At 39.3% G+C, this 16,176-nt stretch carries 12 protein-coding genes; 3 read left to right on the top strand and 9 right to left on the bottom strand.

What is annotated here, in order from left to right; all coding sequences use genetic code 11:
- Window positions 1-234 precede the first annotated feature (234 nt).
- Window positions 235-966, bottom strand: a complete 732-nt coding sequence (locus OCV73_RS07435) for a DUF5131 family protein (protein ID WP_147551067.1) — start codon at window positions 964-966, stop codon at window positions 235-237.
- 72 nt (window positions 967-1,038) lie between these two features.
- A complete protein-coding gene (locus OCV73_RS07430; RefSeq protein WP_147550909.1) occupies window positions 1,039-1,995 on the bottom strand; it encodes an ROK family protein in 957 nt (318 codons plus the stop codon).
- Window positions 1,996-2,233: 238 nt separating this feature from the next.
- Here OCV73_RS07430 and OCV73_RS07425 point away from each other — a divergent pair, with 238 nt between their 5' ends.
- Window positions 2,234-4,216: a DUF3857 domain-containing protein gene (locus OCV73_RS07425; protein ID WP_147550907.1), complete on the top strand. Its 1,983-nt coding sequence runs from the start codon at window positions 2,234-2,236 to the stop codon at window positions 4,214-4,216.
- Window positions 4,217-4,220: 4 nt separating this feature from the next.
- Window positions 4,221-6,107 carry a transglutaminase-like domain-containing protein gene (locus tag OCV73_RS07420; RefSeq protein ID WP_147550905.1) on the top strand — a complete coding sequence of 629 codons (1,887 nt, stop codon included), beginning with the start codon at window positions 4,221-4,223 and terminating at the stop codon, window positions 6,105-6,107.
- A 172-nt stretch (window positions 6,108-6,279) separates the two neighbouring features.
- Here OCV73_RS07420 and OCV73_RS07415 read toward each other — a convergent pair whose 3' ends face one another.
- The 7 genes from OCV73_RS07415 to OCV73_RS07385 all read right to left on the bottom strand — a co-directional run bounded on the left by OCV73_RS07415 (window position 6,280) and on the right by OCV73_RS07385 (window position 14,666).
- Complete coding sequence (locus tag OCV73_RS07415) at window positions 6,280-6,465, bottom strand: Arc family DNA-binding protein (RefSeq protein ID WP_147550903.1); 186 nt, start codon at window positions 6,463-6,465, stop codon at window positions 6,280-6,282.
- A 16-nt stretch (window positions 6,466-6,481) separates the two neighbouring features.
- Window positions 6,482-7,462: an SPFH domain-containing protein gene (locus OCV73_RS07410; protein WP_147550901.1), complete on the bottom strand. Its 981-nt coding sequence runs from the start codon at window positions 7,460-7,462 to the stop codon at window positions 6,482-6,484.
- A gap of 276 nt (window positions 7,463-7,738) precedes the next feature.
- Window positions 7,739-8,293: a hypothetical protein gene (locus OCV73_RS07405; protein WP_147550899.1), complete on the bottom strand. Its 555-nt coding sequence runs from the start codon at window positions 8,291-8,293 to the stop codon at window positions 7,739-7,741.
- A gap of 197 nt (window positions 8,294-8,490) precedes the next feature.
- Window positions 8,491-9,843: a sigma-54-dependent transcriptional regulator gene (locus tag OCV73_RS07400; RefSeq protein WP_147550897.1), complete on the bottom strand. Its 1,353-nt coding sequence runs from the start codon at window positions 9,841-9,843 to the stop codon at window positions 8,491-8,493.
- Entirely contained in the window at window positions 9,840-12,302 is a 2,463-nt protein-coding gene (locus tag OCV73_RS07395; RefSeq protein ID WP_147550895.1) for an ATP-binding response regulator, read from the bottom strand. The genes OCV73_RS07400 and OCV73_RS07395 overlap by 4 nt, the downstream gene beginning before the upstream one ends.
- A gap of 68 nt (window positions 12,303-12,370) precedes the next feature.
- Window positions 12,371-13,906: a carbon-nitrogen hydrolase family protein gene (locus OCV73_RS07390; RefSeq protein WP_147550893.1), complete on the bottom strand. Its 1,536-nt coding sequence runs from the start codon at window positions 13,904-13,906 to the stop codon at window positions 12,371-12,373.
- Window positions 13,907-13,997: 91 nt separating this feature from the next.
- The gene (locus OCV73_RS07385; protein ID WP_147550891.1) at window positions 13,998-14,666 is read right to left on the bottom strand and encodes a histidine phosphatase family protein; all 669 of its coding nucleotides are present in this window, start codon (window positions 14,664-14,666) and stop codon (window positions 13,998-14,000) included.
- A gap of 262 nt (window positions 14,667-14,928) precedes the next feature.
- On the opposite strand from OCV73_RS07385, the gene hflX reads away from it, so the two are divergent.
- Window positions 14,929-16,149, top strand: coding sequence for a GTPase HflX (hflX, locus tag OCV73_RS07380; protein ID WP_147550890.1), 1,221 nt, complete (start codon window positions 14,929-14,931; stop codon window positions 16,147-16,149).
- Window positions 16,150-16,176 lie beyond the last annotated feature (27 nt).

Here is a 16,176-nt window from a genome sequence, read left to right as displayed (position 1 = left end):
CAAGTATCCAAAATTATTTTTATTCGTAAATAAAACGAGTACAAAAGTAATAATTTTCTATCAACAAGCATATTTTTTTACACAAATAAGTATTTTATTTCACGTTTTTATTCTAAAACACATATTTATACAAAAAATATTAAACAAAAAAAGCAGCCATAGCTACTTCCGGAATAACCTTAATTTATTAAACACGACCTGCCACTATAATTACAATGATTCAAATAAATATTCTCACTCCGGTTCAAAATTAATCAAAGCTTTACGTGCCTGCGAATGTTGGAATTGACGGGCAATCCTATATATTTTCCCGTCTTTACGCAAATAAGATCCGGTTTGCTTGAAATAGAAAGAAACACCGGCCTCTATGCATTGCCGCCGGAGATCAAGCACCCAGTCATAATCACATATCCGGGCATCCTTCCCCGATTCTCCTCCGGCTACAACTTGTTCCACCCACGTCCCGAGATAAGGGGACAAATCTATTTTGCCTAATAACGGTTCGCAAATTATAATTTTATGACAAACAGGGACTTCCATATATATAGGCATGCGATAGTCCACCCTGTCCTGATTTTCCATCGTACAACAAATTGTTACATGCTCATATCCGTCACCCCAGTTATCAGGCAAACATTCCATCAACCGGTCTATCCGCTTAGTAATAAAAAAGAAATTCACATCCCGACGAATATCCATCATTTTCCAGGCATCTTTACGCCACCCGTCTGCATCCTCCACAAGAAAATCGGAACTAAAGCAGGTAAAAACCGTATTCCCCGCCGGTATTTTATATTCACCATTCTTTTTACGGCGCAAAGGCAGATCATAATTATCGGTTTTAGCAACTACCGAGCTGTCCTTTCCGTGTTTTCCGTCTATCCGGTAAACGTAGCAATGCCGGCAGCCTTCACTCAACTTATGGCAACCGTGCCATGGGTTCCACAAAGAAGACGGTTTTTTCATCATATATCCCAAAAATTAAAAAGTAAGCGGCAAATATAAAAATGCCGCCTATCAGAATATTATATACAACTATCACTTAGCTTCCCATCCCAGCGCGCTGGCGCCTAATACGGCAGCATCGCTCTCTTTCAGTTCCGAGAACAACAGTTCTGTTTTACCTTTAAATATATTAAGGATGTTTTTTTCCATAGCTTCTCGTATCGGACGCATGATCAGCTCTCCGGCCCGGGCGAGCCCACCGAAAAGAATAATGGCTTTAGGACTGGAAAAAGTCACAAAATCGGCAAAAGCTTCTCCCAGCATCGTCCCAGTATAATTAAATATCTCGATAGCCAACTTGTCACCCGACACAGCAGCTTCATAAACATCTTTAGATGTAATGTCCTGAATAGGCAACAAACGTAAAGAAGACTCATCAGTTCTGATTTCCAAAAATTCCCGTGCAGTTCTGGCAACTCCGGTTGCAGATGTATATGCCTCCAAGCATCCGGTACGGCCGCACCCGCACAAGCGTCCGTTCTGCCGCCGCATGATTACATGTCCCAATTCCCCCGCAAAACCGTCGTGCCCATACACTAATTGTCCGTTAACAACAATACCGCTCCCCACTCCGGTACCTAATGTGATCATGATAAAATCTTTTATTCCCCGTGCCGCACCATAAGTCATTTCACCTATAGCAGCCGCATTGGCATCATTTGTGATCGTTACAGGCAATTTTAATTTATTTTCAAGCATCTGGGCCAACGGGATAATGCCTTTCCAAGGAAGATTAGGCGAATATTCTATTGTTCCGTTAAAATAGTTACCATTTGGAGCACCCACACCCACACCTTCTATTTTATCCTCAACATCTTCTTGCTTGACAAGCTTCAATATCTCATTACAAAGATCATTTACATAATCTTCGACAGCTGCATATTTTTGCGTTTTTATAGATCCGCTTGCCAGAATAGTCCCTCTGGCGTCTACAATACCGAATACCGAATTCGTTCCGCCGATATCGATGCCTAATACGTAAGGTTTCATTTTTTGTGTGTTTTTATTTGAATTAAATTTACTACAAATATACTGGATTTATTGATATTTTACTTTTATACGGAATGCAAAAAACAACATTAACCTGCACTGATACCGAACTTCAAAAAAATTTAGTTTATAAGATAATCAACTACATATTTATAAAAAACATATATTTTTATTTTTCTATATAATATTTTTAATTACTTTTGTAATATTAGGGGTTAAAATATTTGAAACATAAACTATGAAAAAAACAGTATTTCTTTTTCTATCTATTCTTATTTCACTTATTTCTATAAATTTATATGCACAAGAAATATCTTTGAAATATGGAAAAATCACAGAACACGAAGTAAAGATGAATACCTACGAGGCCGATACATCTGCTGCCGCTGTAGTATTATTTGAAGAAAAATTTGTCAGATTTGATTTCTCTGCACATAAAGGTTTCGCACAAGTTACAGATTACAGTACGAAAATCAAGATACTAAAAGAAGAAGGATTGGAGCAAGCAAACATTTCTATACCATATCTCGATTATTCCTATGATTTTAAAGAAATTATTGAAAAACTTCAGGGAACCGTATATAATTGGGAAAACGGATCTATTAAAAAGACAAAACTTGATAAAAAATATATTTTCGTAGAAAAAGTATCGAAAAATCTTTTACAAAAGAAATTTACATTCCCGGATGTTAAAGTAGGAAGTGTGATAGAATACAAATACTCTGTCCGATCCGACTTTTACTGGTTAATCTCCGATATAAACACACAAAAAAGTATTCCTGTATGGCACAGTGAAGCCACTGTAGAGATCCCTGAATATTTCGATTTCAGTGTCAATGCTTATGGCTGGCAATTACCCCAAGCCGAAATAATTCCGAGCTATCAGAATTTCATGATCAACACCGGACATGAAATAGCTCAAATAAAAGCTGATACCAAAATATATAAAATAGTCACCGATACCGCTCAGGCACTTAAACCCGAATCCCATATCTGGTGCTTAGAAGATTTCAGGCCCAGGCTGTCTTTCGAATTAAAAGGTACAATGATGCCGGGAAGTACATATAAACGATTTACCAATAGTTGGGAAGATATCGAAGAAAACATGATGAAGTTCGACGATTTCGGAGATATGCTCAAGATAGGATGTCCTTTCAAAGATGAAGCCGCTCTCCTTTCTTCTATACCCGACACGACCGAACGCGCCGATGCGGTATTGCAACTGGTAAAAAATAAAATATCCTGGAATGAAAATTATGCTTTATGGGCCAGCGACATAAAAGAAGCCGTAAAAAATGGTAAAGGAAATAACGCGCAAATCAATTTTATTCTGATAAGTGCCCTTAAAGCCGCAGGATTAAAAGCTTATCCTGTAGTACTAAGCCGCAGGAATCTGGGACGACTGCCCTTCACTTCCCCTACCATGGAAAAACTAAACACATTTATTGTAGCTGTCGACAAAGGAAATAACGAATTTATATACATGGACGGAGGTTCCCGCTATGGAGGCATCAATCTTTTGGATGAATCTCTTCTAGTAGAACAGGCTCGTTTAATGGGACCTAAGATCAGCCGTTGGGTAAATTTAAGAGAACTGTGTAAAAACATTCGGTATATATCTATACAAGCATCGATAGACAAGACCGGACTGATATCTGGAAAAATGACAACCATATGCAACGGACAGTCCGCGTACAGTCAAAGAAAATGGGCAGCCTCAGCCTCCGATAAGGAAGAAATAAAAACATTGGCTGAAAAAGATTATGATCTGGAAATAAGCGAATATGAATCAGGAAAAGGAGATAAAGATAACACAGAAAAAGAAGAGCTTACTTTCAGCAAACAACTTTCTGCCACGGATGAATTTATCTATATTAATCCTATTGTTTTCAATTACATGAGCGAATCCCCCTTTAACAGCCCTACCCGTAAATATCCCGTCGAATTCCCATATAACATCAAGACTATTATAACCACGACTATAACGATACCCGAAGGATATAAAATAACAGAACTGCCTGAAAAAATAACAATGATAACCGCAGACAAATCAATACACTGTAACTATTCTATTATAACGGACGGCAATACCATCACTTTACAATATAACCTGGATCGCCGCAAATCCTATTACCTGCAGGATAAATACCCCGATCTGCAGAATTTCTATTCGGCCCTTATTGGCAAATGTAATGAACAGATAGTATTACAAAAATTATAATAACATGAATAGAATAATAACAACTCTTTTATCTTTTTTCTTCCTTTTAAATTTATCGGCCCAGGAAAATTACACATCCGTAAATATACCGAAAGAGCTGTTAACTAACTCAGACGCAGTCATACGTACATATGAAGCCGAATTCATTTATAAAAATAAAACGAGCGGCATTTATAAAGAAAAAAAGATTATTACCATATTGAACAAAGAAGGTGCTGTTTATGCTTCTTTCGGAGATTTTGAAAATATGTTCCGAGCGTTGAACAAATTTACAGGAACTTTTTACGACAAGAACGGGAAAAAAATATCCCGAATAACAAAAAAAGATTTGCTTAGGACAGAATACTTCGACGGGTTGGCATCTGACGCCGCATCTTTTTTTTCCAATTCACCGATAGGCATATATCCCTATACGGTGTGCTACGAAAAAGAAGTTGTATTCAAAGGAGGATTGCTGGGTTTTCCTTCATTTTTTCCTTTACCCGGAGACAACATAAGTATGGAATCGGGGTATTACAAAATACAAATCCCCGAAACCACTGAAATAAATTATAAATCCGGGAAAATGGAAGGGCCTATAAAATCTGTCGATAAAGGTCTTATTACTCTACTGTGGAAAACAGATTCTGTAAAAGCATTCAAAGCAGAACCCTTCAGCCCTGATTTTTCCACGCTTCGCCCTTGGTTACACGTAACCAACACCGAGATCACTTACGCAGGGACGTATGGCAGACTCGATAATTGGAAAACATTTGGTTCCTGGCTGTATGATCTACAGAAAGGCAGGGATATGCTTCCGGAAAAACTGAAACAGAAAATCACCGATCTTACAAAAGAGTGCAAGACCGATAAAGACAAAATAAAAGCCCTATATAATTATATGGGTGATAATACCCGGTATGTAAGCATTCAAATAGGAATAGGAGGATTACAGCCGATGGAAGCATCTAAAGTATTCAGCACGGGATTCGGAGATTGTAAAGCCTTGTCAAACTATATGATGGCAATGTTACAGGAAACAGGAATTCCTGCATACAATACAATTATTAACAGTAAATCGGAATCTCTTTTCGAAGATTTTGCCAGTGCAGGACAAACCGACCATGAGATATTAACGGTTCCTTTGGAAAACGATACCTTATGGATAGAATGTACTAATCCTAAAGTTCCTTTGGGCTACATTCCCCGCCACATGGCCGGACATAATGTAATAGTTATCACACCGGAAGGAGGCATCTTTACCAAAATACCCGATTACGACGACAAAGAAAATCTATCGGCAATATCGGCAAATCTGCAAATAGATGAAAAAGGTACAATATCGGGATACATAAATGAATACAATTCATTAAAACAATATGAACCTTATATGTATTTCCAGGCACTGGATGGTAAAAAACAAATAGAAGCAATACGCTCCTGCATAGATTTGTCAAACCCGTCCATAAGCAACATACATTTTTCTGAATATAAAGAGGAAAAACCCTATGCCATTCTTTTCTATAACATATCACATACTCCTCCGCTAAATCAGAATAACCAACGAATATTTATTCCCTTAAACATTTTCAGAAACGGCATCACTCAATTACCGAAGAAAGAACGTATCAATCCTATAGTCATTAAATACGGCTACCACGATACAGATACCATCCATATCACAATTCCCCAAGGATATATGGTCGAATCCCTTCCGAAAGAACTAAATATCCGGTCAAGATTCGGAACATTCAAAACCCGATATAAAAATGAGAAAAATATAATCACGGCTATTTACGACTTCATTCGTTCCTCCGGTAAATTTGAACCGTCGGAATATGAAGAGTTGATAAATTTTCATCAGGAAATAAACCGGGCTTATAAAGCCAAAGCCGTTATAAAAAGACTTTAAACATATAAGCCAAAAAATAAAAATTTTCGGGCTTATATGTTTTTCAAAAGTCATGAAACATAATGATTTAAACTATTTTAATTCAGATAAAAAACTTATTCCATTCCGGTATAACGCGGAGTAGAAAATTTCTATTTTTTCATACGTAAAAAAACATTTAAAACATACATATCTATTCCTCATTTTTCTTTATTCGTATTTTTTTAAGTCTTCCGCTTTTCCGTAAAGCCTCTGAAATAATCCACTGCAATTGTCCATTGGTCGAACGAAATTCATCAGCCGCCCACTTCTCAATAGCATCCATCATATCGGCATCAATACGCAATACAAAATTTCGGCTCGGTTCTTTTTTCGACATATAATCATATACAATATCAATGGTTCAACGTACCGGTATTCAGAACGGGCTGAGCAGCTTCATCGGCACATAATACAACAAGTAAATTACTCACCATAGCTGCTTTTTTTTCTTCGTCCAGCTCGACCATATTCTCTTTTTCTATCTTATCCAAAGCCATTTTAACCATAGACACAGCTCCTTCTACAATCTTTTCGCGCGCCATTATAATGGCACTGGCTTGTTGACGGCGTAACATAACAGCCGCAATTTCGGGAGCATAGGCCAGATAGTTTATTCGGGCTTCTACTACCTCCATGCCGGCCATAGCCAATCGTTCATTCAGTTTCTGTACCAACTGCTCATTTACCTCATCTCCCCCCGAGCGCAAAGTCAGTTCATCCTCTTCCATGCCGCTATTATCATACGCATAAAGGCTGGCTACCTGACGTAGTGCCGCATCACTTTGTACACGTACAAAATTTTCAAAAGCTCCCATCCGGTTCACATTCACCCGGTTTGCATGACTAATCAGACTATTAATATCATTAGATGTAACTACTCCAGCCGAAACTTCCACCATGGTTTGAGAATCAATCTCGAACAAAGCCTTATACGAATCTTTCAATCTCCAAACGAGTACAAGACCTATAAGAATAGGATTTCCCACCTTATCATTCACCTTTATAGGTTCTACATTTAAATTACGGGCTCGAAATGACAATTTCTTTTTCTCTAAAAACGGATTAACCCAAAAGAACCCGGTTTTCCGGAACGTACCTTTATAACTACCAAAAAAAACCATGGCACGCGCCTCATTAGGTTCCAGTTTCATAATGCCTCTCCATATAAAAATAGTTGCAATAAGTATAACTATCCCTATTATTATACACCAATCCCCGAACCTACCATAGTAAGAGAACGAAGCAATACCCGCTGCAGTAAACAATAAATTAAAAAACAGCATAAAGAAGCCATTGGCAACAAATCCTTTAAATTCAAATTCTTGTTCTTTCATAATATTTATTTTGATATCATTTTAATATCACAAATATATTCATTATTATTTAATTCACAAATAAATAATTCACTTTTTAAAGGCTGCATAAAAAAATCTCCGACGAACCAATCGCCAGAGATTCTCAAAATCACTTATTAAGAGGCTTTCTGTAGATAGCCTCCGCTTCTCAACTAATTGGGAATAGATAGTGGGTGATAGAAGGTTGAGAAGCAAGGTGTTGCAAAACAAGAATATAGAATTTATTTCTCACGAAATTGATTGTCAAGTTATTTTTTATGCTATTCCATATTCAGAAACGGCTTTATCTGATTTCTGAGTGGGTGGAACCGTATCCGTTTTTTCTTCTTTAGGTTCTGAGGAAGCAGGCTCATCCATCAGGGCAAATGAAACGGATGCATCTTTTTTCGGCTCCTGGCTCGGAATGCTATCTTTCTTTTCTTCTTTCGGTTCGGTAGAGGTTGGCTCATCCATCAGAGCAAACGAAACGAATGCATCTTTCTTCGGCTCCTGGCTCGGAACGCTATCTTTCTTTTCTTCTTTCGGTTCTGAGGAAGCAGGCTCATCCATCAGGGCAAAAGAAACGGATGCATCTTTTTTCGGCTCCTGACTCGGAACGCTATCTTTCTTTTCTTCTTTCGGTTCGGAAGAAACAGGCTCATCCATCAGGGCAAATGAAACGGATGTATCTTTCTTCGGCTCCTGACTCGGAACGCTATCTTTCTTTTCTTCTTTGGTAGGCTCTGAACTGGTCGGTTCCTGAGCTGATAAATTCATCACTCCGCCTAATGCCATCATAAACACAGCTACTGATAATGCTAACTTTTTCATAATCGTTTTTTTAAGACTGTTCAACTTCACTTCTGATAATATAAGACCAAAAGTGATGCCAGAATAAACACATTTAAATAAAGCACTATAAATAAAGCACTTAAAAAATAACTATTAAACTATGGAATGGGGAATTTTGTAGAATAATGGGGAATTAAAAAAAATAGTGTGGAAAAATTCCACACTATAACATAAAGTCATTCTTCAATATGGTACAATTTAAGTTTATTGTACAATGTCTTCCTGTCAATCTGCAAAAGCTCGGCAGCTTTACTTTTATTGTTGCCCGTACGTTGTAACGCTTCTATTATACGTTCACGTTCTGTCGCCACGTTTCTCAACGGCATAATATCCGGTACATCAGATTCCTGCACAATATCGATATCTAATTCATCGGATGTGATATAGCGTCCGCTAGTTAACAAAGTTGCTCTTTTAATCACATTTTTCATTTGTCTCAGATTACCGGGCCAACTATATGTACGAATTTTTTGCAAAGCCTTATCTTCAAATCCGGAAACATCTTTACCTAATTCTTTATTCGCCCTGTCCAGAAAAAAATCAGCGAACAGTAATATATCTTCTTTTCTTTCACAAAGCTGCGGCATACGAATAGTAAATTCATTGATCCGATGATAAAGGTCATCTCTGAAGTTACCTTTTTCCATCGCATCCTGCAAATTTTCATTAGTCGCGCTTATCAACCTTACATCAACAGGTATTTCTGTATTGGAACCCACCGGCCTTATTTTTCTTTCCTGCAGAACCCGAAGTAGCTGTATCTGTGTATCATAATTCAGATTACCCACTTCATCCAAAAAAATAGTGCCTCCGTCCGCTGCTTCAAACGCCCCGATTTTATCGGAAAGGGCTCCCGTAAACGAACCTTTTTTATGACCGAAGAATTCCGATGCGGCAAGATCACGCGGGATCGCACCGCAATCTATAGCGACAAAAGGTTTATCAGAACGCTTACTCAAATAATGAATTTGTCGGGCAACATATTCTTTCCCGGTTCCGCTAGCACCGTTTATAAGCACCGACATCGAAGTAGGAGCAACCAAACGGACATAATTATATAATTGTTTTGCCGCTTCACTTTCTCCTTCTAAATAATTCGCTGAAGTCAATGCTTGTTTACGGCTGTTCTTTTCTTTTCTTTTTTCCCGGGGTGCATTCTTATCATTTGCAACCGGGTTCAGAGCATCTTCTATCTTTTTTAATAACGCATCCGGGTTCATCGGTTTTTCTACATAATCCACGGCACCCAACTTCATCGCCTGTACTGCCGACTGAATACCGGCATAACCCGTCATAACGATTAACGGAATATCCAAATCATTTTCACGTATCCAGACCAATAATTCGATGCCATCCCTGTCGGGTAATCGTAGATCCGAAAGAATAAGCGATACTTTATTTTCCGCCAGATATTTTTCCGCTTTCCCGACCTCACTGACAGAAACGACATCAAATCCTTTACGCGAAAGCCAGGTTTTAAGCATCTTCGCATATGTAATATCATCTTCTACGATCAATATCTTATTCATTCCTTTATCTCCTTATTTTTTTGAAGTTCTTCCACTATCCGCCGGGCTTCAGTGATCACAATAGATACTTTACCGGACACCTCTTCAATATACTCCTTGTCTCTTCTCTGCTCCAGCCAGCTCAAAGCCGGAATAGCCCTTAAAGCTTTAATCATTGTAAAAAGCGGTAATAACTTATGCGCCATTCCAGCTATAGCCCGCATATCATGAGCTTCAAAAGCTTGCTCCATTTTTTCTATATTTCCGGATGTTTCGGCTAAAAATGTAGCTAATATCTCGGCACAGGCCGTTCGATCGTCACCAGCAAAAGCAGTGAGAGAGTCAAAATCATATTCTCCCTGCCAGTCGCTTCGCTGTTCAAAGTCCTCTTCGATTCCGCGGTCTATCATCGATTTGTCAAGAGCCGATAAAACGGCTCCTATCAGCTCCTTTGTAGAAAAAGGCTTATGAAGACAACCGGCAAATCCCCGTTCTTGCAAATGCCGTTCATTCGCATCACTCCTTGCAGTAACGGCTATTACAGGAATGGTGTCACCAGTCGGTAAACCAGATTTACGTAATTTCGACAACAGGTCAAAACCGTTTATTTCAGGCATTTGCAGATCAGTCATTATCAGATCGAATACTCCTCTTTCTAATGATAATAATAAATCGTCAACTTTATTACAGATCGTAACGTTTCCCCCTTCTTGTTCCAACATAGCTTTTACCATCTCCAATTGCAATTTATCATCATCTATACAAAGGATGCGAACATTCTCCAGCATTAAAGTCTTTCCCGATTTTTTCAAGCTTGTTGTCTCTACCGGTACTAAAGGCAAACGAACCGTAAAATTACTTCCGACGCCCTCTTCGCTTCCCACGATTATCTCTCCACTTAGTAAATTCACCAGCTGGCGGGTAATTGTAAGTCCCAGGCCGAAGCCTTCTTCACCCTGAGCTCCGGGCAAACGCGTAAATTCCTGAAATATCTTTTCCAAATCGCTTTTTGCAATTCCTTTTCCCGTATCGCTCACCGAAAAACACAGCGATCCATTTTCTTCAAACAAATGTAATGTAATACTGCCTCTACGCGTAAACTTAATTGCATTGGAGAGAAGATTATCGGCAATTTGTTTGAGGCGTAAAGGATCTCCTTCAAAATGTCCCTGTAACCGTGGATCGGATTTGTAAATTAATTTCAATCCTTTTTGTGCAACGACTGGTTCAAATGCTGTTACGATTTCGTCAAACAGCAATTTAGGATTAAACGGAATATTATTGGCCTCTATCTTATGTGAATCCAACCGGTGAAAATCCAATAAATTCGTTACCAGCCTCAACAAATGTTCCGAAGAATGTTTCATATTACTCAGATAATACTTCTGCCGATCCCCTTTTGTCAAACGGGATAAAAGCTCCGTATATCCAATTATTGAACTTAAAGGAGCTTTAAAGTCATGAGTAATGGTAAGCATGAGGTTCTCTCTGGCCGACAACAATTCTTCCGCTTTCTTTCTGGCTATTTCAAGTTCTTTTCGGTAACGGTTCCCTCTCGTGATATCACGCCAAATCATAGCTCCGAACACAAGCGCCAGCAATATCGCAATAATAGCAATCATCGTTATCATATGAAGGGCATTCATACGGACATCCCCATATTGCATAACCCGTTCGTCATATTCTGCCCGCTCTTTTTGTTCAAACTCGTGTATAAGGCCACTGATTCTCACGGTCAGTGACTGATTCTCTTGTAACACTTTTCGTAAATTCAACCAAGTTCGGGCCTGCATTCCTCCCATGTCTTCCTCATACCGGGAACCGGACTCTTTCAGGTTCACGGCTATCGAATCCATATACTCGCCAGTCTTATGACGAACATTCTGCAAACTGTCGATACGACGGGCCGTCTTCTTGTCCGGAGAAAACACTTCCACAAACCGTTTGAAAAAGCCCTTATTTCGACTTTTTTTAATAATAGAATCCTGCTCGGCGATGATCTTGTCATGTTTTTCCTGCACATCAAGAAGAGAATCTTGTTTCAGCCGTAATTTCTGGATATTCCTGATACCGCTTTTCTTCTCCGCCGATGCGGCCCAGACCAGATTTTCTAAACTGCGATCCCGTATCTTCAACAAAACACGAATACTATCTATACGGGATATTTGAAGCGAATCGGCCATCAACAAGCACAAAGAATCGGCTGAAGCTAATGCATCCGAAAGGGCGATACGGTAAGCATTAAAATCCGAGGTACGGCCCTGATTCAATACCTGAGCAAGAACTTCGGTCCTATACAAATCTACAAAAAAGCGGTTCACAGACTCACGCCGCTGCCTCTGCTCTGCCTCAAAACGGTCATAGCCAGAAAATGCCGACAACTCCTTATGTAAAAAAAAGAAAGTTACCAACAAAATAGCTATCAGGGACATATACCCCAATACGACTTTCAATTTAAGTGTCTTAAAGCTTTGTAACATTCACAAATCTGTCATAGGACCTGACGTCGTCAGATTTTACAAATATATACAAAAAATCATTATTATAACTATCTCCTTTTAGTTTTTAGCTCATAAAGATCATGCCTGCGATCTTTTAAATTACGTACACTTCCATACGTGTGTAATTCATTCAACAGATCGAGATCTACATCCGATACCAGAATCATTTCTGTATTAGGAGTAGCCTCCGCCCTCTTCCCGTCCGTCGGAAAAGCAAAATCACAAGGAGTAAATACAGCAGACTGCGCATATTGTATATCCATATTATGTACACGGGGAAGATTGCCTACGCTACCCGCTATCACGACAAAGCACTCATTCTCTATCGCTCTGGCTTGTGCACATACCCGTACGCGGGAATATCCGTTCTGTGTATCCGTCATAAAAGGAACAAACAATATCTGCATACCCTGATCGGCCATAATACGCGACAATTCGGGAAATTCCACATCATAACAGATAAGTACTCCTATTCTGGCACAATCCGTTTCGAATGTCTGTACCATATTACCGCCCGAAAGCCCCCAGCTCTTTGCCTCGTCAGGCGTTATATGCACTTTCTCATACGTTTCCACACTACCGTCGCGACGACAAAGAAAACCGACGTTATAGAGGCTGCCATCGCGTACCAGAGGCATACTTCCCGTAATAATATTTATATTATAACTGATAGCCAGATTGATAAACCGGTCACGTATCTCCTCGGTATATTTAGCCAGCTCGCGTATTGCCTGCGATTCTCCCAGATGATTATATTTCGCCATCATAGGAGCATTAAAATATTCGGGAAAAAGAATAAAGTCGCTTTTATAGTCCGATACAGCATCCACAAAAAATTCGACCTGCTCGAAAACATCGTCTATCGTATTATAAGAGCGCATCTGCCACTGTACCAATCCTACGCGAACCGTCGTTTTAGCGGCAACAAAATCGGTTGTAGGAGGAGTATAATATATATTGTCCCATTGTAATAAAGTAGCATAATGCCTGGATTCTTCGTCATTAGGCAAATAATTGGTCATTACCTTGCGCACATGGAAATCATTAGATAACTGGAACGTCAGTACCGGATCGTATATTTCTTTCAGCTTGACCCTCTGAATATATTCCTTAGGCCGCATGTCTGCTGCATACTTATAATAATTAGGAATACGCCCTCCGAACATGATAGCTTTCAGATTCAAGGTTTCGCAAAGTTCCTTACGGTAATCGTACATACGGCGTGCCAGCCGCAATCCTCGGTAATCGGGGTGGACAAACACTTCTATGCCATATAATATATTGCCGTTCGGATTATGCGTACAAAAGGTTTCATCACCCGTCACTTTCGCATAAGTATGATCGTTCTTAACCATATCATAATCTACTATTATGGAAAGAGCACAACCCACGATCATCTCGTCTACTACGGCAACAATCTGCCCTTCTGGAAAAATATCTATCAGCTTTCCTATTTGTTCTCTTGTCCAGAATACATCCGATCCGTCTGAATACACCCGGGTAAAGGATTGCGACAACTGCGTATAGTCTTCCAACTGCAGATTCCGTATCTGGACTTTATTAATTTTATGTGAGACTTCCATTTTATTTTTTTAAATTGAAACAGCTACGCAAAATTAGGGAAATGAAATTTAACATGAGATAAAAATAAACGAAAACTAACTTATAGAATTATTATAAACGTATCGGTCTGCTATGGGCAGGATCGGTATCGTGGGTAGACAAAGGTGTTTTCAGCATATAACGGCCGGCACCGTCGTTCTCCATGACTACGAGCTCGCAATTCCCGGGAGAATCCATAGCTTCAAATTCTTCGACAGTTAAATGATACCATCTCATAAGGAATAACCGTATAACCAGCCCATGAGTAACCAGCACACAATTTCCCGGGTAATCATCCCGGGAAAAATCCCTGTGCAGCGACCCCAGCAAATCATTAATGCGATCGTAGACATCTGTAGCGGCTTCACCACCGGGAATACGATAATAAAAAATTCCGTATTCCCGACGTTCCCTGCATATCTTGTCAAAATCTTCGTTGCACCTCAGATACCCCCACTCCTGTTCCCTTAAACGGGGTTCTTCGCTATACCGGTATTGCCGTCGCGGAAAGCTCGAAACTAACTGTTCAAAAGTAGAACGCGTTCGCCAGAAAGGAGAAACATAAAAATATAAAGTTTCATCCCTTACCAATTCTTTTAATCTTATCCCCGCATGCCAGGCATGCTCCAAACCTTTTTCGGTAAGCTCTATCCTGTAATCGGGAATGCTGCCGAACAAATAACGGTCTACGTTCGCTTCGCTTTCTCCGTGACGAATAAGTATAATGCGTTTAGGTTTCATATCCTTTTCCGTTTATCATCCATGCAAATATAATATAAAGCTCTTATATCTCCTTAGAATACTCTAAACTGTAGCACACATACCAGTTCCGGCAAAACCATATTTTTATAAAAAATCTTTATAAAAAATTGTATCTAATCAAAAACATACTTTTCATTTTCACGAGATAGGAGTACAAATTCTCAATATCACTTAAATAAGAACCAAATGCCATCCAAATCCATTATATTTGCAACTGTTAAATTTACAATAAACCAATTGCATGAAAGAATTTATCCTGACAAAACAGGAAACAGAAAAAACCGTACTGGTGGGACTTATTACTCCTGCTCAAAATGAGGCTAAAGCCAATGAATATCTGGACGAACTTGCCTTCCTCGCCGAAACGGCAGGAGCGCAACCGGTAAAAAAATTCCTGCAACGTCTGGATACCCCGAATTCAAGAACTTTCGTAGGAACAGGAAAATTACAGGAGATTAAAGAATATATAGCAGAGAATGAAATAGGCATGGTGATTTTCGACGATGATTTGTCTTCCAAGCAAGTACAAAATATAGAGCGGGAACTGCAAGTCAAGATACTCGACCGTACCAGTCTTATTCTGGATATTTTTGCCGCAAGGGCACAAACAGCCAATGCAAAAACTCAGGTGGAACTGGCCCAGTATCAATATCTGCTCCCCAGACTTACACGGCTATGGACCCACCTGGAACGTCAAAGGGGAGGTATAGGTATGCGTGGCCCCGGTGAAACCCAGATAGAAACGGACCGACGCATTATCCTTGATAAAATATCCAGGCTAAAAGAAGAACTGCAACACATCGACCGGCAAAAATCCATGCAGAGAAAAAACCGGGGAAAAATGGTACGCGTCGCTCTTGTCGGTTATACGAATGTAGGAAAATCCACATTAATGAATTTGATGAGCAAATCGGAAGTATTTGCCGAAAACAAATTATTCGCGACTCTTGATACGACTGTGCGTAAAGTTATCATCGACAATCTTCCATTTCTCCTTACCGATACGGTCGGATTTATCCGTAAATTGCCCACACATCTGGTCGAATCGTTCAAATCCACTCTGGATGAAGTACGTGATGCAGACCTTTTATTACATATCGTCGACATCTCGCACCCTGCTTTCGAAGAACAAATCGAAGTGGTAAACCGGACTTTACAAGAAGTATGCAATTCGGCTGATAAGCCGATGATCATCGTTTTTAATAAAATAGATGCATTCACCTACATAGAGAAAGCTCCGGACGACCTTACCCCGCGTACTCGTGAGAATATTTCACTGGAAGAATTGAAAGAGACCTGGATGGCAAAAATGCACGACAATTGTATTTTCATTTCGGCACATGAGAAAACAAACATTGAAGAACTGAAAGAAATGTTATACCAACGTGTAAAAGAAATACATACAACCAGGTTCCCGTATAACGATTTCCTGTTCCAAAAATATGAAACGGACGAAGAATAAAAAAAACGACATTGATTAATTGATATA

This window comes from Barnesiella propionica (assembly GCF_025567045.1).
GTDB lineage: Bacteria > Bacteroidota > Bacteroidia > Bacteroidales > Barnesiellaceae > Barnesiella_B > Barnesiella_B propionica.
Note: the sequence above shows the minus strand (reverse complement) of the source record. Positions and strands in the feature narration are given on the sequence as shown.

Bases quoted from the DNA above. Each gene is read 5' to 3' on its own strand.
- OCV73_RS07420 (WP_147550905.1), top strand. From the start codon at position 4,221: ATGAATAGAATAATAACAACTCTTTTATCTTTTTTCTTCCTTTTAAAT.
- OCV73_RS07430 (WP_147550909.1), bottom strand. From the start codon at position 1,995: ATGAAACCTTACGTATTAGGCATCGATATCGGCGGAACGAATTCGGTA.
- OCV73_RS07410 (WP_147550901.1), bottom strand. From the start codon at position 7,462: ATGAAAGAACAAGAATTTGAATTTAAAGGATTTGTTGCCAATGGCTTC.
- OCV73_RS07395 (WP_147550895.1), bottom strand. From the start codon at position 12,302: ATGTTACAAAGCTTTAAGACACTTAAATTGAAAGTCGTATTGGGGTAT.
- OCV73_RS07405 (WP_147550899.1), bottom strand. From the start codon at position 8,293: ATGAAAAAGTTAGCATTATCAGTAGCTGTGTTTATGATGGCATTAGGC.
- OCV73_RS07425 (WP_147550907.1), top strand. From the start codon at position 2,234: ATGAAAAAAACAGTATTTCTTTTTCTATCTATTCTTATTTCACTTATT.
- OCV73_RS07400 (WP_147550897.1), bottom strand. From the start codon at position 9,843: ATGAATAAGATATTGATCGTAGAAGATGATATTACATATGCGAAGATG.
- hflX (WP_147550890.1), top strand. From the start codon at position 14,929: ATGAAAGAATTTATCCTGACAAAACAGGAAACAGAAAAAACCGTACTG.
- OCV73_RS07415 (WP_147550903.1), bottom strand. From the start codon at position 6,465: ATGTCGAAAAAAGAACCGAGCCGAAATTTTGTATTGCGTATTGATGCC.
- OCV73_RS07385 (WP_147550891.1), bottom strand. From the start codon at position 14,666: ATGAAACCTAAACGCATTATACTTATTCGTCACGGAGAAAGCGAAGCG.
- OCV73_RS07435 (WP_147551067.1), bottom strand. From the start codon at position 966: ATGAAAAAACCGTCTTCTTTGTGGAACCCATGGCACGGTTGCCATAAG.
- OCV73_RS07390 (WP_147550893.1), bottom strand. From the start codon at position 13,906: ATGGAAGTCTCACATAAAATTAATAAAGTCCAGATACGGAATCTGCAG.